Raw genomic sequence first — 20,217 nt, 5'->3', positions numbered from 1 at the left:
CTCATGCCCTCCCCAGAACCAGCGAGCTGTTGATGCCGCCAAAGCCGAACGAGTTGGACATCACCACGTTGATCGGTTGTCGCACCGGCTCGCTCAAGAACTTCAGCGAAGGGTATTCGGCACGCTCGGGGTCGTAATTCAGCGTGGGCAACAGCACGCCGTCACGCAGGCTCATCAGCGACAGCACTGCTTCGATCGCGCCACTGCCGGCCAGCGAATGACCGATGGCGGACTTGTTGGCGGTGAAGGTCATGAAGTCCTGGCAACCGCCAAACAACCGCTGCAGCGCCAACGCTTCACAACTGTCATTGGCCTGCGTGGAGGTGCCGTGGGTGTTGACGTGTTGCACGGCGCTGCGCAGCAGCCCGGCGTCTTCGATTGCAGCTTCCATGCATTCCTCGTATTTACTGCCGTCGCGACTGCTAGAGGTCATTTTCTGCGCCTCGCAGACATTCGCGTAACCCAACACCCGGCCCAGTGTCGCAGCCTTGCGCCGTTGGGCGTGTTCAGCGGATTCGAGAATGACCATCGCCGAGCCTTCGCTGAGGACAAAACCGCTACGGTCTGGCATGAACGGGCGACTCTGTTCGCTCGCCGGCAAGTCGGCCTGACAGAGCGCGCCGAGGCTGTTGAACATGTAATAAGGCAGTTCGTTGGCCATCAGTTCGACGGCGCCGCAGATAGCCAGATCGATCTCTCCGCGCTCGATGGCCCGGTAAGCACTGCCGATGGCCATGGTGCCGGCGGCACAGGCATCGGAATGGGTCGAGATGTGATCGCGGATGCCGAGCCGATCGGCCAGATGCTGCGTCTGTTGATCGACCCGTCGGATGAAGGTCGCACTGGACGGTGCCGGACTGTCCAGCAGACGGTCGAGGTCGACACGTCCGGCCTCATCCATGCAACGGCTGAGCCGCTGCAGATCGTGGCTGTCGGCACAATACTTGTTGGCCCCCAGAAACAGACCGCTGCGACTGTGAGCAAAGTCTGCCGGCGTCAGGCCGGCGTGCTCCAGCGCCTGCCGGGCAACGTACTCGGCCAGCACACTTTGCCGTGGGTGCAGAGCCGCGTTGCCGCCGAAACCGGCCCCGATGCGCTGCCACTGCGTATCGTCGATAAATCCGGCTGCGCTGTTGTTGAATCCCAGCGCCTTGAACCGGGGATGTTCGCGGACACAGGATTGCTTCCGGCAAATCCGCTCGAACAACGTGGCAGCGTCCAGCGCCATGGGCGCCACCAGACCGAACCCGCTCACATAGACTTCTCGTGCCCGCATGAGAACTCCTACACCGCTTCTTTGGCGTGAGTGGTGACAAACTGCTCAACCAATTGACGCGACACTTCATCGCCATCCGCCGGCACCAGGCGCGCACTGCACGCGCAACAGACCACTTGTTGACGCTCGTTCAGAACCGCTTGGTGAGCGTTGCAATCCGGGCAGGTCGCCGGCAGGAAGTTGAAAAGATTGCGGCACTGGTTGGCCCAGTTACGCACCGTGGTCGCGGCGAACACCTGAGCCGGTTGCATGCCAGCCTTCAGTTGATCCGGGGTGTAGGCGCTCAGGCTTTGCTCAAGCAACTGCTTGCCGCTTTCGGTAATGCGACCGTTGGCGAGAAACTCGCTGGCATCACCGCAAACCGCCACCGCATGGTCGAGCACGCTGGTTTTCGGCAGTGTGCAGCCATATTGGCGGCCCAACTGGAAGCTCAGGTCGACGATGTCCAGCGAGTCGGCACCGAGGTCTTCGACGATGCTGCTGTTTTCTTCGATGTCATTCGCATCCATCACCAACAGCTGTGCGAGGATTTCGCGAGTGCTGGCAACGACATGTTCCAAGTCCAATGGATTGTTCATTTCTATCTCCCTATATGTCGTGGCTACTTCATGAATTCGACTTATGAAAAGTAACTTTTCCCACAGCAACTTCTCACGCGGCGGGAATCTAAACTCTGCCCTTAAGGGGAGAGTCAACGAACTATTCAAGGTTTTTTTACAACTCGAAAAAAGTCTGCAAAACCCACCGACACCGCACCTCCCTGGTGCGGCGAACGACTTATTTACTTAACAAAGACGGGGTATGGTGGGGCGCCCGCGCTATCAGGCAGACTGACTATCGAAAGCAACTAAGGACGCAACGGAACAGACGTACCAAAAGTAAAAACCAGACAAGTAAAATAGTTATAACTTCATAACCTTTGTTTCAGGTCAGTACTGCCGTTAATTGATTTTGCTGGAAGGTTTACTCCCCGATCCGTAAAACCTGGCAGCGTTTATGGATATCTGCATGTCGAGCACAGACATCTGGGCCCAGGCACGGCGCTATAGGGTGCAGCTTCCGTTTGATCGCCTTGTCTGGAGCCGACACATGACCGCCCCCATCACCGTTCTACGCGACACCCATCCGCTGCCGGTACTCGATGCCTGCAAATGGGAAAAACTCGAAGGCGACCCGCACACCGTCAACCTCAACGCCTACACCAGCGAAGACGGCAGCAAGATCATGGGCACGTGGATCTGCACACCGGGCAAGTGGCGCGTCGATTATGTGAAGTGGGAGTACTGCCATTTCCAGGAAGGCTACTGCGTGATCACCCCGGACGGCATGGCGCCGATTCATCTGCGTGCCGGCGATATCTTCGTGGTTGAGCCGGGGATGAAAGGCACGTGGGAAGTGGTTGAGACCGTGCGCAAATATTTCGTGTTCGCCTGATGCAAAAAAGCCGGGAGATCACCCGACGTGATTTCCCGGCAAACAATGTTGGATCCCTACAGTGCGTTCAGCACTGTCCTTCTATTGCGGCTTGCGATAGCTGTTGATGATCGCCGAGAAGTCTTTCCCGCCGTCCCCACGCTGGCTCATCGCCTGATACAACTGCTGCGCCACCGCGCCGAGCACCACCGGTTGATGCGCCTGACGCGCCGCTTCCGTGGCCAGGCCCAGATCCTTGAGCATTAACTCGGCACCGAAACCGCCGGTATAACCGCGCGAAGCCGGCGCCGTTTCGACGATACCCGGCCACGGGTTGTACATCTCCGAACTCCAGCAGCGCCCGGTCGAGCTATTGATGATCCCGGCCAGCACCGAGGTGTCGATGCCCAACGCATCACCCAATGCCATCGCCTCGCTGACACCGACCATCGAAATCGCCAGCAGCAGGTTGTTGCAGATCTTGGCGATCTGCCCGGTGCCGACTTCGCCGCAATGCACGATGTTGCGGCCCATCTGCGCCAGCACCGGTTGCAGCGTGGCGAACAGTTCCGGGGTGGCGCCAACCATAAAGGTCAACGTGCCGGCAGTCGCACCGCCAGTACCACCGGACACCGGCGCATCGGCCATGGCCACGCCTTGTTTCGCCGCAGCGGCCGCTACATCGCGGGCAGTCTGCGGATCGATGGTGCTGCAATCCACCGCTGGCACACCTTGGCGAATGCCTGCCAGCACACCGTCCTCACCGAGCCAGACACTGCGCACATGCACCGCCGCCGGTAGCATGGTGATCACCAGTTCGGCGTCTTCGGCGGCTTCACGGGCCGAAGCGCGAATGGTCCCGCCCAGTTGCTCCAGTTCCGCCAGCACGGTTTTGTTCAGGTCGACCAGGTTCAGTGAGTGGCCAGCCTTGATCAGGTTGCGCGCCATCGGCGCGCCCATGTTGCCCAGACCGATAAATGCGATTTTCATGATCGATTCCTCAGCGCAGGTTGATGGTGGTGTTCACGCCGTCGTTGACGCTGTCGTCATCGAACCAACGCGCCGTGACCGTTTTGGTCTGCGTGTAGAACTGCACCACTTGCTTGCCGTACGGGCCGAGGTCGCCGAGTTTCGAACCGCGCGAACCGGTGAAGCTGAAGAACGGCACCGGAACTGGAATCGGGATATTGATGCCGACCTGGCCGACGTCGATTTCCGTCTGGAATTTACGCGCCGCCGCACCACTCTGGGTGAACAGGCCCGTGCCGTTGCCGAACGGGTTGGCGTTGACAAGCGCGATCGCCTGATCAAGGGTGTCGACTTCCAGCACCACCAGCACCGGGCCGAAGATTTCCTGGGTGTAGATCTGCATGTCGGTGGTCACGCCCGAGAACAGGGTCGGGCCGACAAAGTTGCCTTGCTCGTAACCCGGCACCTTGATGTCGCGACCGTCCAGCTCCAGCTTTGCGCCTTCCTTGATGCCGCTTTCGATCAGATCGAGAATTCGTGCCTTGGCTTTCTTCGAGATCACCGGGCCAACATCGGTGCCCGGCTCGTTGCCGGCGTTGACGGTGAGTTTCTGCGCCAGCGCTTTCAGGTCCGGCAGCCATTGTTTCGCCGCACCGACCAGCACCACCACCGAGGTGGCCATGCAACGTTGCCCGGCCGCACCGAAACCGGCGCCGACCAGTGCATTCAGCGCTTGCTCGCGATTGGCATCGGCCAGCACCACAGCGTGGTTCTTCGCGCCCATCATCGATTGCACGCGTTTGCCGTGCTTGCCGGCCAGGTCGTAAACGTGAGTGCCAACAGCGGTCGAACCGACGAAGGACACGGCTTTGATGTCCTTGTGCGTGCACAGGCCATCGACCACGTCTTTACCGCCATGAACCACGTTCAACACGCCCGCCGGAACGCCGGCCTCAATGGCCAACTCCACCAGCAACATGGTCGACAGCGGATCCTGTTCCGAAGGTTTCAAGACGAAGGTGTTGCCGCAGGCGATGGCCATCGGGAACATCCACAGCGGGATCATCGCCGGGAAGTTGAACGGAGTGATGCCCGCGCACACGCCGATCGGCTGGCGCAAGGTGTAGGTATCGACGCCGCCGGCGACATTTTCGGCGAACTCGCCCATCTGCAGGCTGCCGATGGAGCAAGCATGCTCGACCACTTCCAGACCTCGGAAAATATCGCCCTCGGCGTCGGCAATGGTTTTGCCCTGCTCGGCGCTCAGCACCACGGCGATGCGTTTGGAGTGTTCGCGGATCAGCGCTTGCAGCTTGAGCATGATGCGCATGCGCGCGCCGATCGGGGTCAGTTTCCAGGTCTGGAAGGCGCGCTGGGCGGCGCTGACGGCAGCATCGATTTCAGCGGCGGTGGCGAACGGGACTTTGGCCAGCACTTGCTGGGTCGCCGGGTTGACGATGTCGTGCCATTCGGTGGTCTGCGACTCGACCCATTCGCCGTCGATCAGCAGTTTGACCTTCTGCAGCGTGGTGTCGTTGGGCGTAAGCGATGCGTTCATGCTGGTCTCCGAAACTTGTTTTTATCGTAGGAGCCAAGGCGAAAGGTTCGCCTTGAGATGAGGCGTGTGTCACGAGTTGGTTGTCGGACTGTTTTTGGAGTATAGATGTGCAAACTTCTAATAAGAACGCACATATAAGCCCGTCCATCATGCAAAAAAACATCACCTCTCTAGGCTCGCTGAACTGGGACGACCTCAAGTTTTTCCTCGAAGTCGCCCGCACCCGCAAGGCCAGCACCGCCGCCAAACGGCTGGCCGTCGACTACACCACCGTGTCGCGGCGGATCAGTTCGCTGGAAGCGGCGTTGGGCACTTTGCTGTTCGAGAAGTCGCGGACCAGCGGCTTCGTCCTGACCAGCGAAGGTCAGCGGTTGCTCGGTTATGCCGAGTCGATCGAAAGCACATTGCACATGGCCTGCGAGCAAGTGTCAGGTTCCGGCGTGGCACTCTCCGGGCATGTGCGCATGGGCTGCACCGAAGGTTTCGGCAGTTTTTTCATCACCCCGCAGCTGAGTCATTTCGTCGACGCCTACCCGGCGATCTCGGTGGACATCCTGCCGCTGCCGCACTTCATCAGCCTGTCCAAGCGCGAAGCCGACATCGTCATCGCCCTCGAACGCCCGGAACATGGGCCGTATGTCTGCTGCAAACTCTGCGACTACCGCTTGCAGCTCTACGCGACCCAGGACTACCTGGACAAACACCCACCGATCCGCCGCCCGGCAGACTTGGGCAAGCATCAATTCATCAGTTATGTGGATGACCTGGCGTTCAGCTCGGAGTTGCTGTACCTGGCGAACGTATTGCCGGGCGCCAGCGCCAACTTGCGCAGCACTAGCGTGATCGCGCAGTTCGTCGCGGCGCAACAGGGGCGCTCGCTGGCGATACTGCCGTGCTTCCTCGCCGCGCAGGATCCCCGCCTGCTGCCGGTGTTGCCAGAGGAAATCGACATCACCCGGCAGTTCTGGATGTACTGCCGGGAGGATCTGAGGAAGTTGAAGCGGATTACCCTGTTGTGGGATTACATCCGTGAGGTGACCGAGCGCAATCAGGGTCTGCTGATGGGGCAGACCCGCGACATCCAGTTCACCGACTAGTCGGCGCTGACCACAATCGACACCCGGCGGTTTTCCGTTCGGCCCGCTGCCGTATCGTTGGACGCCACCGGCTCTTTGCTGCCCAAGCCCTGCAACTGGATGTTCTCTTGTTTCATACCAACCGTGCCCAGCACGTTGGCGACACTTTTCGCACGGCGCAGGGACAGTTGCTGGTTGTAGGTTTCCTTGCCCGATGCATCGGTGTGGCCATCGACGCGCACGCGCTCGATGCCGACACCCAGCAGGGCCTTGCCGATGCGTTCGACGATCTCGGTGCTTTGCTGGTTCAGGCTTTCGACGTCGCTGCCAAACAGCACTTTGCCGGACAGGCCAAACTCCCAGCCCTCGTCGGTCAGCTCAAAACCCTGTTGTTTGAGGACCGCGACTTGCGCCGGCGTCAGGCCTTTTTGCGGGGCGGTCTGGCAACCGCTCAGGGCCAGTACGGCCATCAACAGCACAGCGTAAAAAGATCGAATGGACAGTGTGAACACGAGAGTCAGCTCCTGGTTTGAACGGAATCGACCGGGTGCTCCGCCCCGGCCGTGAATTGGGCGCCGCGCGACAGACGCTTGGCTTGATACATCGCCGCATCGGCGGCATCGAGCAAGGCCCCCGGCGTGACACCATGATCGGGAAAAACCGCAATGCCGATACTGAGCGAGGTCACGACACTGGTGTCGCCCGGCAGCGCGATGGGCATGTCCATGCTGGCGAGGATCTTGTCGGCAATACGCTCAGCATCTTCGACCTTGTGCAGCGGCGTGAGCAGAACGGCGAACTCGTCACCGCCCAGCCGCGCCACCAGATCCTCTTCGCGCAATTGCGCGCGAACGCGGTTGGCCACGGCGACCAGGACAGCATCACCCGCAGCGTGACCGAAGTTGTCGTTGATGCCTTTGAAGCGGTCACTGTCGAGAAACAACACGGCCACCCGCTCATCGTGTTTGCCGGCATTGCGCAAGGCACGGATCAACCGCCCTTCGAAAAAGGCACGGTTCGGCAGACCGGTCAGGCTGTCGTGACTGGCCTGGTGAGCGAGGGTTTCGTTTTCGTTTTGCAGGTGGGTTTGCCACGACTCCAGTTCGTCGAGCAAGGCGTTGAAGTCATTGCCGAGGTTGTCGAGTTCGGCGATCTGCGCCGGCGGCACGCGGCGGTCCAGTGCCCGTTCGCTACGTGCGGCGTGGGCCACATTGGCCAGACTGCGCAGAGGACCGGTGATCGCGCGTAATTGGCGCCGTGCCAGGTAGAGCGCCACCCAGGCACTGATCGCGGTACAGAGGATGATCCCCGCCAGACCGCTGAGCAGAAAACGCATCAGGCTGCCGCCATGACCGGTGAGCAGTACGCGACCGATTTCACGGTCCTGATGCTCGATCGGCAGGCTGATGGGTTTTTCCAGGATGGCGCGGGTAATCTGCATTTCCAGCTCAGAGAACAAACCGTTTTCCGGGCGCTGCCAATGCGCGAGCAATTGTCCCTGACTGTCCAGCACCTGGGCGTCAGCGACCTCTTCGGAGGAAGCAATCAGCGCCAGCGATTCGTTGGCGGCGGTCTTGTCGTTGAACACCACCGCCGCTTCCACGGTGTAGCTGATCGAACGGGCGATCAAGTGCAGGTTGTGATCGGCGTACACCCGCAGCGCCAGCACGCCGAGCAACGTCAGCGAAACGCTGGCCATCGCCACGCCCACCAGCGCGACTGTCAAATGCCCTCGGCCGATGACCGAACCCAGCGTTGGGCGGCTATTCGATCTGAACAGGTTCATGGTGCCGCCGGTTTGCGACGCGACAATTGCAGCACGCTGGGGTGAATGCGTACGCCGCTGCGGGCAACGGAGTCGAGATTGACCTCGAAGGACACTTGCTCATCGCCAACGCGCAGACAGAACAGGCTGCCGACCGTGCATTGATCGCCACCTTCACTGATGCTCAGGACTGGATGACCAATCAGCGAAGCGAACAAGCGAGTGCGTTCATCCGTCGTAAGTTTGCCGATGTACACCGCATCGCATTCGCTGACGATTGCCGGGTTGTCGGCCAGCAGGCGACGTACGGTGACCGGCCGGCCGGTGGCTTGAGTGGTGCCTTTGACCAGGTCGTCGGTGTATTCGGTCGGGCCGACGATGCACAGGCGCAATTGCGCAGGCTCAACCGGCCAGCGCGCGTAGCTGAGAATGCCAAGAACTACCTGCGTGACAGATTTGGCCCGCTGTTCGGCCATGCCTGTCGGCGCTTGTGGTTGCGCGAAAGCCGCACCCGTCAACAACCAGAGCAGAGCAACAAGCAACGCGTGCTTGCAGACAACTACGCGCCCTGTCGCCCAGACAGACACCTTCATGCAGGGATTCTCTTGGATCGTAGCGAAATGATGCCGCAACGATAGCACAGCAGTGAAACACCAGCGAGACAGTGACCTCTGACCGGTTGGTCAGTAAACGCCGCCGATCGTCTGGATTTTCACCCCCGAGGCACGGCGCCCTCCTCCAGTTCCAGCATCAGCCCGCTCAGGCGTTTGACCTTGCGCTGCACTGCCTCCTCGAACACTCCCGGGCGGGATTCGATCAGGGTGAACCAATGCTTGGCGCGGGTGATGCCGGTGTAGATCAATTCTTTGGTCAGGACCGGATTCAAGGCATCCGGCAGGATCAGCGCCGTGTGGGCAAACTCCGAACCCTGGGATTTGTGCACTGTCATGGCGTAGACGGTTTCGACGTCATTGAGGCGGCTTGGCAATACGAAGCGCACGCCGCCCTGACCGTCGTTGCGCGGGAAGGCCACGCGTAACACCGGTTTGCCTGCGTCAGGGCCTTCGCGCTCGGGCAGCTTGAGGGCGATCCCGATATCGCCGTTCATCAAGCCCAGACCGTAATCGTTACGAGTCATCAGCACCGGACGGCCTTCGTACCATTGCTGATCATTTTCGATCAGACGTGCTTTGAGCAGCGCGGCGGTAATCCGTTGATTCAGACCTTCGACGCCCCACGGCCCCTTGCGTACGGCACACAGCAACTGGAAGGTGTCGAACGCCTGCAAGACTTCGCGGGCCCAGATGACCCAGTCCGGATGTTCCAGTGGCCGGCCCGAGGGTGGACGCTGATCACGCAGCACGCTCAGATAATGGCGATAACCTTGTGGGCCGTCGCCATGCCCCTCCAGCAACAGTCGCTCCAGCGTGTGATCGTGCTCGCCCTTTAGTGGTAACGAATACACGTCGTCATAATGCCCGGCCGTGAGCAACTGGCGCGCTTCATCCGGCAACTGTTGGTTGACCCGACGCGCGAGCTGACCAATCCCACTGCCCTCGCCGAAGCGCCGGGAGTGGCGCAGCATCACCACCTGCTGGGCCAGCGGATGAGCGCCATCGACGTCCTCTTGCAAACCGTTGTCCTGCAACGATTCACCGCTGACCGACTCCAGCCACTGTCGGGTCTGCGGGCTGTACCAGCCACCCTCGGCGTCACGGCACAAATCCCCCAGCACCGCACCGGCCTCAACAGAGGCCAGTTGGTCCTTGTCGCCGAGCAAGACCAGTCGCGCATGGGGTGGCAAGGCATCGAGTAGATTGGCCATCATTTCCAGGTCGATCATCGAGGCTTCGTCGACCACCAGCACATCCAGTGGCAAGCGATTGCCGGCGTGATGCCGGAAATGGCGGGTGCCGGGACGGCTGCCCAGCAGGCGATGCACGGTGGTGACGTCGCAAGGAATCTTTGCCCGCACCTCTTCGGTGACTTTCAGCGACTGCACTTGCTGACTGATGGACTCGGTCAAGCGCGCAGCAGCCTTGCCTGTCGGGGCCGCCAGACGAATCCGCAGCGGATGACCGGTAGCGACTGCGGGCGCTTGCAGCAGGGCCAGCAAACGCACCACGGTGGTGGTTTTGCCGGTGCCCGGACCGCCCGTAACGATGCTGAAGGCGCCGCGAGTGGCGAGGGCGCAGGCGAGTTTCTGCCAGTCGATCACCTCACCGGGTCTGGCTGATCCGAACAGCTCGTTCAAGCGCTGCGGCAGATCGACCGGTGTCGGCTCGACCTGCTGCAGACGCTGGCGCAACGCCGTATCGATGCGCCGTTCGTACGTCCAGTAGCGTCGTAGATACAGGCGTTTGCCCGAGATTACCAACGGACGTTGTTGTGCTGAATCGCTGCTATCCGCCGACAATGCGACCAGAGAGCTGCCTGCCAGCACCTTGCACCAGTGAGCACCATCGAGCGCCTCGAGCAATTGCGAAGGCAGCAACAAGACACCACCTTGCACGTCTCCTTCGGGGGGTAGCGAAAGCGCGAAGTCGGGCGCTTTCAGGGTTTCATAAAGATCGAGACAGACATGACCGTGGCCAAGTTGATGACTGGTCAGGGCAGCAGCGAGTAACACCAGCGGATCCGTATCGCGCTCAAGTTCGTGAAGGAACGCGACGAATGCTTTGTCCAGCGCACGCAGCCAGCCGCGCTCGACCCACCGGGTCAGCAATATCAGCAGGTCGTCGGCACTGGTCAGCGGCGACAGCCTCGACAGACTGTCAGCTGCCAGCGGTGTCGGGAGCAGGTCGGCAAAGGTGCGGCTCATAGCAGGACTCCCTGTTCCCAGGCGGGTTCGGACTTGGGTTCGGGTTTGCCTTGGAACATCCGGTCGAGACGCTCAATAAGCTCACGGGGCGGACGTACAAAATAGACACCGCGACTTTCAGCACGGGAGCCGCGCAAGAACAGGTACAACGCCCCGCCGATATGCCGGTCGTAATCGTAATCAGGCAGCCGGGCCTTGAGTTGGCGGTGCAACGCCAGCAGGTACAACACGTATTGCAGGTCATAACGGTTGTCGAGGATCGACTGTTCCATGGCCTGCTCGGTATAGGCCAGATCATCCACGCCAAGCCAGTTGGACTTGTAGTCGGCCACGTAATATCGGCCATCGTGTTCAAAGGTCAGGTCGATAAAGCCTTTGAACATGCCGTTGAGTTGCACCGGTTCTGCCGCCACACGGGCCACGCCCCTGTGAGTGTGCTGACGCACCAGTTCGTCCAGTTTGAGGACATCGACTTTATGGCTGGCGAACCAGAACTCCATCTCGACTCGATACTGCTTCAACTGTTCAAGAACAACGGGCGGTTGCCCGCCTGCAACCGGCAAAGGTGATTTGAGCAGATGTTGCAGCCAGTCACTCAGGGTGATGATCCAGCCTTCCCAGCCCCGCAGGTTGCAGCGTCGGGCAATCGCATCTTCCAGCGCCTCGCGGGAAACGGCAAAGCCTTCATCACCGGCCCATTCCAGCAAACCGTGAAGGAACGTTCCTGGATTTGGGCCACGAGGAAAGCGATGGATATCGGCGCCACCGGCAATTATTTCCCGCGGAGCATCGGGGTCCAGGCGTTCGTCATCAAACAACTTTTGCGCTTGCGGGCTGTCCGGCGCTTCATCGCTGCCGACACTCAGCACATCGCTGATGCGCAGCGCACTATAAGACGCGATCCACCAGTTTTCGCTGGCCTTGCGCTTGGGCAACAGCGTCGCACTCAGCACGGCGTCATTGCGTGGCGGCTGGTAATGCTCGTCGGTGGGTTGCGGCATTTCCTCGGTAAGTATGGCCGGGCAGTCCTGTTGCAGATCTTGCAGCCAGCGTTTCAGTTCGCTGGACTCGCCCAGCGATGCGCCGCCACCGAGCAGATAACCCAGCGCCGAAAGGTGCAGCACCGAGCTGTTGTTATTGCCGCGTTTGAGATCCGTCACGCCCAACCAGCAGGCGTGCTGCGCGCGCGTCAGTGCCACGTAGAGCAAGCGCAGGTCTTCGGCCAGGCGTTCGTCGTCCGCTTGCGCAATCAGTTCGGCGGTCGGCTTGAGGCTTATCTGGGCCTTGCCCTCGGCGTCGTGATAATGCAGTGGCAAGCGACTGCCATCCACGGGTTTCGCCGAACAAATGAACGGCAGGAACACCAAGGGATATTCCAGGCCTTTGGACTTGTGGATGGTCACGACTTTGACCAGTTGCTCGTCACTTTCCAGACGCAGAATCTGCTCTTCACCAGCCTGTCCGGACACTGCCAGCAGTTCGCCGAGATGTCGAATCAGCGCTTGCTCACCGTCCAGTTCCGCAGCCGCTTGTTGCATCAATTCCGACAGATGCAAAAGGTTGGTCAGTACGCGCTCGCCATCACTGCGTGTCATCAAGGTTTGCGGCAGATGGAAGTCATGCAGGAGGCGGCGCAACATCGGCAGTACACCTTGTTTGCGCCATAGCTCGCGATAGCCACGGAACTGCATGACCCGGGTTTCCCATATCAGTTCGTCCTGGTTCAGACGCTCCAGCTCTGCCAGTGGCAGGTTCAGGGTGATACAGGCCAGTGCGGCTTTCAGGGAGCGCTCGACATCTGGCTCGGCACAAGCCTTGAGCCAGGACAACAGATCGTGGGCCTCTTGCGCCGCGAACACCGAATCCTTGTCCGACAGGTAAACGCTGCGCACACCTCGGGCGGCGAGTTCACTGCGTACGGCCTGGGCTTCTTTGCCATCGCGCACGAGAATCGCAATGTCGGACGGCTTCAGACCTCTGAAGTCTTTGCCATCCTGCACGAACCCCGCGTCAGCGCTTTGCCCGCCATTGAGCAGCGCGGTAATTTCGCTGGCGCACGCGGCTGCCAATTGCTGGCGATAGACCACGCCGGACAGTGGCTGGTCGGTGGACAAGTGCCAGACATTCAACGCCGCGACATCTTGCCCGGCAACCTGCAGGCGCTCCTTGCGGCCTTGAGATTCCACGGGAAGGAATGGCACCGGGTTCTCGCCGTTTTTCTCGCGGAACAAAAACGCGCCGCGTCCCAGCGTTCGGGACTCGGCGCGCTCGAATACATGATTGACCGCGTTGACCATGCCATGGCTGGAGCGGAAGTTGGTGCCCAGTGTATGCAATCGGCCAGTGGTAGCCTGACGTGCGCGCAGGTAGGTGTAGATGTCTGCACCGCGGAAAGCGTAGATCGCCTGCTTAGGATCACCGATCAGAAACAGGCCGGTCTCGGGGCTGTTTTCTTCGATGCGATAGATGCTCTCGAAGATTCGGTACTGCACCGGGTCGGTGTCCTGGAACTCATCGATCAGCGCGACCGGGAACTGTTCGCGAATCAACGTCGCAAGACGTTCTCCACCGACGGATTGCAAAGCTGCATCAAGGCGCAACAACATGTCATCGAAGCCCATCTCGGCGCGACGCCGCTTCTCTTCTTCAAAGCGTGCGCCTACCCATTTGGCGGCATGTTGCAGCACAGCGGCATCAGGAGTGGGCAATGCATCGAGGCTCGACTTGAGTTTCGGCATGGCGTCCAGGCCCGGGTGGCTCGGGGCCTGACCTTTCCACGCTTCGGCCATGCCGTCGGGGGTCAGTCGGGTGAAACCGGTGCCGATATCCAGTTGCTCCAGAGACTCGTCTTCAGCCCATGCCTTGAGCTTTTCGAACCACGGTTCGAAGTAACGTGCCTGCATCTTGCGTCCGTCGACGGATTTGCTCGCAACACCTTGATGGCAGATCGCGAGCAATTCGTCTGCCCACTGACGCCACGGCATTTTCAGTTCGATCAGCGCTGCACGGCGCTCTTGCAGGCATTCCTCGATCAGCTCTGCGGGAGCCTTTCCTTCGTCGCTGTCACGCTCACTGGCAAACAGGCCACGCACGCGAGGCAACAACGCAGCTGGCCCACCCCAGTTGCTGCGAACCCAATTCAAGGCATCGCCCTGCATCGGGTAACAGAACAGCCGCCAGTAATCGCGTAACACTTCACCGAGCAAGTCGCTGTGATCGGTTTCCAGTGTTTGGGTGAACAAGCTGCCGCTGTCGAACGCATGTTCACGGAGCATGCGCTGACACCAACTGTGGATGGTCGAAACGGCGGCCTCGTCCATCCATTGCGCAGCGACATCGAGGCGGTTGGCACAACCGGGCCACTGTAGAGCGTCGAATTGGTCACGCAATTCAGCGATCAGCGCGTCGGGTGCAGGCGTTTCGTCACGAAAGAATCGAGCGGCCTCTGCCAGACGCGTACGTATGCGCTCACGCAGCTCCTTGGTCGCAGCATCGGTGAAGGTCACCACGAGAATCTGCGGCGGCAACAATTCGCGGCCGAATCCGCTCGCCTCGTCACCGTGCCCGAGGATAAGCCGCAGGTAGAGCGCAGAAATCGTGAAGGTTTTACCGGTACCGGCACTGGCTTCGATCAACTGGCTGCCCTGTAGCGGGAACGCCAGTGCGAGGGGGGTCTTGGTACTCATGCGCGAGCCCCTTCAGTGGACAGTGAACGCCACGGTGCTTCAAGCAGTGGGCGATACAAGGCGTCACACCAACCGGAGAATGTTTCGTCCTCAAGCAATGCATCGAAGTCGGCGTATTGCCGGGACAAAGCGGGGCTCTCGCGGCGCTCGCCCTCACTGGTCTGCCCATCACCTTCATAGGCTTTACGCGCCGCCGCTTCGGCCTTCAGCGGGTCGTTCTGAGAGAGCCACGCGAAGGCAGTTTTTACAGCGATCGGCAGTGGCTGTCGCATCCCGGCCTGCCAGGCGAGGAGCAAATCGCCGAGGAAACGTACCGCTCGATCCTGCTCCATCGGCTCAAGCAGCAGCGTGTCATCGCTGGCCACCAATGCGGTGCTCAGGGAAAGTCCGCTGGCGCAGGCCACCAGATGATTGACCCAGGGTTTGGTCAGGCGATGCCATTTGCGGCTTTTGATCGAGCCAATGCTGTTGGGAATAGTGGTGACCGACAACAGCCCCCCATCGGCACGCTGATGCAAACCCGCAAGCCATCCTTCCAGACGCAAACCCTGCAGTTCAAGGTTGACCGGCATCGCGCTACTCAAAGGGACAGGCCAGAGCGTCAGCAGTTGTTGATAACGCTGGAGCAAATCCGGCAGAGGTTCGATCAGCTCACGTTGCAGGCACTCGCCGAACCCGGCCATTGGTAGCAGACCGCTGTTCTGCAGGCGTCGGGCCTGGGCAGTCAGCGCCTGATCGACATTGTCCGGCTGCCTGAGTGCGGCTTCGAGCAGACTGTCGCTGAGTGTGTAGCGCTGCAATGCGTCCAGTACGAAGGGCTCTTCGTCGGCCAAGGGGGCTTCGGCCGCTTCGAAATACACCTTGAGGCGTTGGGTAAAAAAGTGCCGGACTGGATTGCGCAAAAAGTCTTGCAACAACGCCAGGCTCAACGGCTCTTCTTGCACATAAGGGGTGAGTAACTGCACTTCGTTTTGAGGCTCATGCTGTTGATGCAGAACCTGCCATTCGCTGGCATAGCTGAAGAGTTGATCGCCTTCATGGAAATAGCGCGCACTGAACGGCTGCAGCGGGTGCTCTTGCGTCATGGCACTCAGCAGATCGCGGTTTTCATCGAGCAATCGCCAACCGCTGGCGAGGTGATCGCGCAACTGGCCGATCAACACGGAGGCCGGTCGCTCGCTGTTGTCGCGGATGCTGCGGCCAACCCAACTGATGTAGAGCTGATTGCGTGCTGACAACAGCGCCTCGAGTAAAAGATACCGATCATCTTCACGCCGCGAGCGATCTCCCGGACGGTAATCGCTGCCCATGAGGTCGAAATCCAGCGGCGGCTGCGCGCGGGGATAATCGCCGTCGTTCATCCCCAGCAGGCAGACCAGTTTGAATGGAATGGCGCGCATGGGCATCAGCGTACAAAAATTCACGGCACCGGCCAGAAACCGCTGAGACAGACGCCCTTGGTCCAGACCGGCGAGCCAGGCTTCGCGAACCACGGTCAGTGGTAGCTCATCCGCCAGACCTACAGCCTCACACGTTTCCAGCCAGGTTTCGCGAAGCTCTTCCAGTTGGGTCAACAAGTAGTCGTCATGCTCGTTGCTGGCTTTGAAGAACAGTTGCATCAGCGCCTGCAACCGGAATCCCCACTCCTTGGGCTGAGCCGGTTGGGTGAGCTGCTGATGGGCGAGCTCCAGAGCATCGAGCAAAGCCACCAGCGGCCCGATGAGGGCGGCGTCGAGTCCGCCGATCTCATCGTAGGGTTCAATCCCTTCACACGCGTTGGCGCTGCCGACGGCGTAGCCTAGAAGCATGCGACGCAGGCCGAAATGCCAACTGTTTTGCTCAAGCTCGTCGGGTAAACCCAGACCCGCTCGCTGCTCGGCATTCATGCCCCAGCGCACGCCCGCTCCTTCGATCCAGCGATGCAGTGTCGGCAGGTCACGCTCCTCTACACCAAAGCGCGCGCGGAGTGCGGGAACGTCGAGCAGGTCGAGGATTTCACTGACCGGAAAGCGACTGTCGGGAAGCTTGAGCAGGTGTTCGACCGCGATCAGCAGTGGATCACGGCCACGTTGTCCCTGATCCGCCAACGTGAAGGGAATAAACCGCGAATCATGCCGGTCAAGCTGACCAAATACTGCGCGGATATGCGGTGCGTAGCTATCGACGTCAGGCACCATCACGATCACATCGCGCGGACGCAGATCCGGGTTGGCACTGAAGCGCGCGAGGAGCTGGTCATGCAGTATTTCGACTTCACGTTGAGCACTGTGGGCAATGTGAAAGCGGATCGACTCGTCCTGCGCCAGATCGACCGCAGGCCAGTGCTCACGGGTTTCATTGAGTGGGCGCAACTCCAGGATATCGTCCTGGAGTTGATTGAGCAGATTGTGTGGCTGAGTTTCGCTGAACAGGTCTATGCGGCCGTCGCGAAAAGCCGCCCGATAACTATTGGGATCGTCATAACTGTCGAGCAGGTTGATGTAGTCCCGGCCCTGTTTGCCCCACGCAGCCAACAGTGGATGGGCGTGTTGATGCAGTGTTTCAGGATCCAGCACTGCTGGCATTCCGGTCTTGCGCGATTGCCGTTTGTATTGATGCCGCAGCAGATCCTTGTCGGCGACAATATCGGCCCAATGGTGGCGGCACGGGTTGTGTACACACAGCAGAACCTGACTGAAACGCGCAAGGCCAGCCAGCGCTTCAAGCACCTGGGCTGGCAGCGAAGAAATACCGAAAACGATTACCCGCGAAGGCAGTCCCGCGGGAGCTTCGGCAAGATTGTTGATGCGTTCGATGAACCGTTGGTGAACGCCGGCGCGACTCTGCGCCATACCTTGTTCGCCTACGTCATCCAGCAGCGCGCGCCACAGTTCTGCCTGCCAGCAACTGGTCGGGGGCAATGGTTTTACTTCACCTCTGACAGTGCGCAATTGATGCCGGCCTTCGGCCCAGTCCTCCAGCCAGTCAGCCCGGTAAACCTGATACTGGTCGAACAGATCCGCCAAACGTTCGGACAATTGATAGCGTTTGCGCAGGTCGGTGTCATGAGTGAGGAAGCGTTGCAACGGCTCGAAATGCGGGCGATCAATAACCTGGGGGAGCAGGCGCATGAGGCGCCAGGTCAGCGGGGCTTTATCGAGCAGGGATTTGGGAGGAATCTCATCTCGGCCCAGTACCATGCGGTAAAGCTGCCACATGAAACTGCCCGGCAGTTGCACATCAATCGCTGCGGCAATACCGCAACCGCCAAGGTCGTCTTCCTCAGGGTCTTCGGCCAAGGCCAATTTGAGCCATTGGGCGATACCGTTGCTCTGTACCAGCGCTATTTCGTTTTCCAGGGGGGCCAGTGGATAGCGCCGCATTATGCTGATCACAAGTCTGCGCAGTTCGTCCAGGCTATTGCTCTGGACTACCATGAATGCAGCGTTGAGGGACTGGGCGTCCGGCATAAGGGTTTCCTTGGAAAAGTACAAAAGCCAAGGCAGAACCTTAGCATTGTCGACAGGTTGTGACAGCCGGACGGCGTCTGTGAATGCTGTAAGAACTTTCCTGCGGGCAAAACAAAACCCCAACTGCTTTCGCAATTGGGGTTTCGGAATTTAATCTTGACGATGACCTACTCTCACATGGGGAAACCCCACACTACCATCGGCGATGCATCGTTTCACTGCTGAGTTCGGGATGGGATCAGGTGGTTCCAACGCTCTATGGTCGTCAAGAAATTCGGGTACTGAGTCGTGACCAGATGGCCTCGCTTCAGCAAATTGGGTATGTGACAGCTTTCGGTGTTTTGTGCTGCTTTTTTAAGTGCAGTCGAACTTTCGGTTCGTTTCGTCTTCACACACCGCAATCTGGTCTCTTCGACGCAAATTGCTTGGGTGTTATATGGTCAAGCCTCACGGGCAATTAGTATTGGTTAGCTCAACGCCTCACAGCGCTTACACACCCAACCTATCAACGTCGTAGTCTTCGACGGCCCTTCAGGGAACTCAAGGTTCCAGTGAGATCTCATCTTGAGGCAAGTTTCCCGCTTAGATGCTTTCAGCGGTTATCTTTCCCGAACATAGCTACCCGGCAATGCCACTGGCGTGACAACCGGAACACCAGAGGTTCGTCCACTCCGGTCCTCTCGTACTAGGAGCAGCCCCTCTCAAATCTCAAACGTCCACGGCAGATAGGGACCGAACTGTCTCACGACGTTCTAAACCCAGCTCGCGTACCACTTTAAATGGCGAACAGCCATACCCTTGGGACCGGCTTCAGCCCCAGGATGTGATGAGCCGACATCGAGGTGCCAAACACCGCCGTCGATATGAACTCTTGGGCGGTATCAGCCTGTTATCCCCGGAGTACCTTTTATCCGTTGAGCGATGGCCCTTCCATACAGAACCACCGGATCACTAAGACCTACTTTCGTACCTGCTCGACGTGTCTGTCTCGCAGTCAAGCGCGCTTTTGCCTTTATACTCTACGACCGATTTCCGACCGGTCTGAGCGCACCTTCGTACTCCTCCGTTACTCTTTAGGAGGAGACCGCCCCAGTCAAACTACCCACCATACACTGTCCTCGATCCGGATAACGGACCTGAGTTAGAACCTCAAAGTTGCCAGGGTGGTATTTCAAGGATGGCTCCACGCGAACTGGCGTCCACGCTTCAAAGCCTCCCACCTATCCTACACAAGCAAATTCAAAGTCCAGTGCAAAGCTATAGTAAAGGTTCACGGGGTCTTTCCGTCTAGCCGCGGATACACTGCATCTTCACAGCGATTTCAATTTCACTGAGTCTCGGGTGGAGACAGCGCCGCCATCGTTACGCCATTCGTGCAGGTCGGAACTTACCCGACAAGGAATTTCGCTACCTTAGGACCGTTATAGTTACGGCCGCCGTTTACCGGGGCTTCGATCAAGAGCTTCGCGTTAGCTAACCCCATCAATTAACCTTCCGGCACCGGGCAGGCGTCACACCCTATACGTCCACTTTCGTGTTTGCAGAGTGCTGTGTTTTTAATAAACAGTCGCAGCGGCCTGGTATCTTCGACCGGCATGAGCTTACGGAGCAAGTCCTTCACCCTCACCGGCGCACCTTCTCCCGAAGTTACGGTGCCATTTTGCCTAGTTCCTTCACCCGAGTTCTCTCAAGCGCCTTGGTATTCTCTACCCAACCACCTGTGTCGGTTTGGGGTACGGTTCCTGGTTACCTGAAGCTTAGAAGCTTTTCTTGGAAGCATGGCATCAACCACTTCGTCACCCAAAGGGTAACTCGTCATCAGCTCTCGGCCTTAAGATCCCGGATTTACCTAAGATCTCAGCCTACCACCTTAAACTTGGACAACCAACGCCAAGCTGGCCTAGCCTTCTCCGTCCCTCCATCGCAATAACCAGAAGTACAGGAATATTAACCTGTTTTCCATCGACTACGCTTTTCAGCCTCGCCTTAGGGACCGACTAACCCTGCGTCGATTAACGTTGCGCAGGAAACCTTGGTCTTTCGGCGTGGGTGTTTTTCACACCCATTGTCGTTACTCATGTCAGCATTCGCACTTCTGATACCTCCAGCAAGCTTCTCAACTCACCTTCACAGGCTTACAGAACGCTCCTCTACCGCATCATCCGAAGATGATACCCGTAGCTTCGGTGTATGGTTTGAGCCCC

General features: G+C 59.3%; 12 protein-coding genes and 2 rRNA genes (1 of these 14 only partly in view). 2 read left to right on the top strand and 12 right to left on the bottom strand.

Translation table 11 applies throughout. From position 1 onward, the window contains the following. Position 1: 1 nt before the first annotated feature. On the bottom strand, positions 2-1,276 hold the full coding sequence (locus tag RMV17_RS03510) for a beta-ketoacyl-[acyl-carrier-protein] synthase family protein (protein ID WP_311885649.1): 1,275 nt from the start codon (positions 1,274-1,276) through the stop codon (positions 2-4). An 8-nt stretch (positions 1,277-1,284) separates the two neighbouring features. Beyond that, on the bottom strand, positions 1,285-1,854 hold the full coding sequence (locus RMV17_RS03505; RefSeq protein WP_311885647.1) for an acyl carrier protein: 570 nt from the start codon (positions 1,852-1,854) through the stop codon (positions 1,285-1,287). 511 nt (positions 1,855-2,365) lie between these two features. Here RMV17_RS03505 and RMV17_RS03500 point away from each other — a divergent pair. Beyond that, positions 2,366-2,710 carry a cupin domain-containing protein gene (locus tag RMV17_RS03500; RefSeq protein WP_003177747.1) on the top strand — a complete coding sequence of 115 codons (345 nt, stop codon included), beginning with the start codon at positions 2,366-2,368 and terminating at the stop codon, positions 2,708-2,710. Positions 2,711-2,791: 81 nt separating this feature from the next. On the opposite strand, the gene mmsB is transcribed toward RMV17_RS03500, so the two are convergent. Beyond that, the gene (mmsB, locus tag RMV17_RS03495) at positions 2,792-3,679 is read right to left on the bottom strand and encodes a 3-hydroxyisobutyrate dehydrogenase (protein WP_311885644.1); all 888 of its coding nucleotides are present in this window, start codon (positions 3,677-3,679) and stop codon (positions 2,792-2,794) included. Positions 3,680-3,689: 10 nt separating this feature from the next. After that, positions 3,690-5,216 (bottom strand): CoA-acylating methylmalonate-semialdehyde dehydrogenase, encoded by a 1,527-nt coding sequence (locus RMV17_RS03490; RefSeq protein ID WP_108226476.1) that lies wholly within the window; start codon positions 5,214-5,216, stop codon positions 3,690-3,692. 149 nt (positions 5,217-5,365) lie between these two features. On the opposite strand from RMV17_RS03490, the gene RMV17_RS03485 reads away from it, so the two are divergent. Then, entirely contained in the window at positions 5,366-6,313 is a 948-nt protein-coding gene (locus RMV17_RS03485; protein WP_311885640.1) for a LysR family transcriptional regulator, read from the top strand. Here the strand turns inward: RMV17_RS03485 and RMV17_RS03480 are convergent. The 8 genes from RMV17_RS03480 to RMV17_RS03445 all read right to left on the bottom strand — a co-directional run. Further along, complete coding sequence (locus RMV17_RS03480; RefSeq protein ID WP_409373128.1) at positions 6,310-6,762, bottom strand: OmpA family protein; 453 nt, start codon at positions 6,760-6,762, stop codon at positions 6,310-6,312. The two genes, RMV17_RS03485 and RMV17_RS03480, sit on opposite strands and share 4 nt — an antisense overlap. Before the next feature lie 47 nt (positions 6,763-6,809). Beyond that, positions 6,810-8,078 (bottom strand): diguanylate cyclase domain-containing protein, encoded by a 1,269-nt coding sequence (locus RMV17_RS03475; protein WP_034154358.1) that lies wholly within the window; start codon positions 8,076-8,078, stop codon positions 6,810-6,812. Continuing rightward, positions 8,075-8,650, bottom strand: a complete 576-nt coding sequence (locus RMV17_RS03470) for a YfiR family protein (RefSeq protein ID WP_311885635.1) — start codon at positions 8,648-8,650, stop codon at positions 8,075-8,077. The genes RMV17_RS03475 and RMV17_RS03470 overlap by 4 nt, the downstream gene beginning before the upstream one ends. 119 nt (positions 8,651-8,769) lie before the next feature. After that, positions 8,770-10,878 carry an exodeoxyribonuclease V subunit alpha gene (recD, locus tag RMV17_RS03465; RefSeq protein ID WP_311885633.1) on the bottom strand — a complete coding sequence of 703 codons (2,109 nt, stop codon included), beginning with the start codon at positions 10,876-10,878 and terminating at the stop codon, positions 8,770-8,772. Beyond that, a complete protein-coding gene (recB, locus tag RMV17_RS03460) occupies positions 10,875-14,564 on the bottom strand; it encodes an exodeoxyribonuclease V subunit beta (RefSeq protein WP_311885631.1) in 3,690 nt (1,229 codons plus the stop codon). Before recB ends, recD begins: the two co-directional genes overlap by 4 nt. Next, positions 14,561-18,013: an exodeoxyribonuclease V subunit gamma gene (gene recC, locus RMV17_RS03455; protein WP_311885629.1), complete on the bottom strand. Its 3,453-nt coding sequence runs from the start codon at positions 18,011-18,013 to the stop codon at positions 14,561-14,563. The genes recB and recC overlap by 4 nt, the downstream gene beginning before the upstream one ends. Positions 18,014-18,167: 154 nt before the next feature. Beyond that, positions 18,168-18,283, bottom strand: a 5S ribosomal RNA gene (gene rrf / locus RMV17_RS03450). Positions 18,284-18,449: 166 nt separating this feature from the next. Beyond that, positions 18,450-20,217, bottom strand: a 23S ribosomal RNA gene (locus RMV17_RS03445) (it continues 1,126 nt past the right edge of the window).

Origin of the sequence: Pseudomonas sp. VD-NE ins (assembly GCF_031882575.1) — a bacterium.
Classification (GTDB): domain Bacteria; phylum Pseudomonadota; class Gammaproteobacteria; order Pseudomonadales; family Pseudomonadaceae; genus Aquipseudomonas; species Aquipseudomonas fluorescens_BZ.
Note: the sequence above shows the minus strand (reverse complement) of the source record. Positions and strands in the feature narration are given on the sequence as shown.

Bases quoted from the DNA above. Each gene is read 5' to 3' on its own strand.
- recC (WP_311885629.1), bottom strand. From the start codon at position 18,013: ATGCCGGACGCCCAGTCCCTCAACGCTGCATTCATGGTAGTCCAGAGC.
- mmsB (WP_311885644.1), bottom strand. From the start codon at position 3,679: ATGAAAATCGCATTTATCGGTCTGGGCAACATGGGCGCGCCGATGGCG.
- RMV17_RS03500 (WP_003177747.1), top strand. From the start codon at position 2,366: ATGACCGCCCCCATCACCGTTCTACGCGACACCCATCCGCTGCCGGTA.
- RMV17_RS03490 (WP_108226476.1), bottom strand. From the start codon at position 5,216: ATGAACGCATCGCTTACGCCCAACGACACCACGCTGCAGAAGGTCAAA.
- RMV17_RS03505 (WP_311885647.1), bottom strand. From the start codon at position 1,854: ATGAACAATCCATTGGACTTGGAACATGTCGTTGCCAGCACTCGCGAA.
- RMV17_RS03485 (WP_311885640.1), top strand. From the start codon at position 5,366: ATGCAAAAAAACATCACCTCTCTAGGCTCGCTGAACTGGGACGACCTC.
- RMV17_RS03475 (WP_034154358.1), bottom strand. From the start codon at position 8,078: ATGAACCTGTTCAGATCGAATAGCCGCCCAACGCTGGGTTCGGTCATC.
- recD (WP_311885633.1), bottom strand. From the start codon at position 10,878: ATGAGCCGCACCTTTGCCGACCTGCTCCCGACACCGCTGGCAGCTGAC.
- RMV17_RS03510 (WP_311885649.1), bottom strand. From the start codon at position 1,276: ATGCGGGCACGAGAAGTCTATGTGAGCGGGTTCGGTCTGGTGGCGCCC.
- RMV17_RS03470 (WP_311885635.1), bottom strand. From the start codon at position 8,650: ATGAAGGTGTCTGTCTGGGCGACAGGGCGCGTAGTTGTCTGCAAGCAC.
- recB (WP_311885631.1), bottom strand. From the start codon at position 14,564: ATGAGTACCAAGACCCCCCTCGCACTGGCGTTCCCGCTACAGGGCAGC.
- RMV17_RS03480 (WP_409373128.1), bottom strand. From the start codon at position 6,762: ATGGCCGTACTGGCCCTGAGCGGTTGCCAGACCGCCCCGCAAAAAGGC.